The organism is Actinomadura rugatobispora (genome assembly GCF_042656285.1).
Lineage (GTDB): Bacteria > Actinomycetota > Actinomycetes > Streptosporangiales > Streptosporangiaceae > Spirillospora > Spirillospora rugatobispora.
Window position 1 is genome coordinate 1 of record NZ_JBHSON010000324.1, and the last position, 534, is coordinate 534.

At 50.7% G+C, this 534-nt stretch carries 1 protein-coding gene; it reads left to right on the forward strand.

Annotation, left to right across the window (positions count from 1 at the left end; translation table 11 throughout):
- Positions 1-396: LexA family protein (locus tag ACFPZN_RS56615; RefSeq protein ID WP_465252322.1), on the forward strand; the 396-nt coding region annotated here is incomplete at its 5' end.
- Positions 397-534 lie beyond the last annotated feature (138 nt).

Below are 534 nucleotides of genomic sequence, written 5' to 3' on the forward strand. Positions count from 1 at the left end.
GGATGGAATCTTCAAATCAAGCTTCCAGAATACCGACTACAGCAAAATCCCCGATGGCTTCAGAGGAGCGAACAAATGATGGAATTAACGCCGCGTCAGAATGAAGTGTTCGAAGCTATCAAGGTTCATATCGAAAAGGCAGGCTTTCCACCTACTATGCTGGAGCTTGCCGGATTAATTGGCTGCGCATCACCGAACGCTGCTGTAGAGCACGTGAAGTCGCTTAAGAAAAAAGGTTACATCACTGTTGCTCCTGGCGCAGCCAGGGGCATTACCGTCGTCAAAATGGAATGGGATGCAGATCCAGTAACGATCATCAAAGACCTGCTATCCGGCGGAGACAAGGCCAGAGATAACGCTGTTGAATGGCTGAAAAAACAGGGAGTGAGTTTATGAAACTGGTGCTCCCGTTCCCACCGAGCGTAAACACATACTGGCGAGCCCCAAACAAGGGGCCGTTAAAAGGCCGCCATCTTATCAGCGAGAAGGGCAGGGCATACCAGAGCGCGGCATGTGCAGCGATCATTGAGCAAC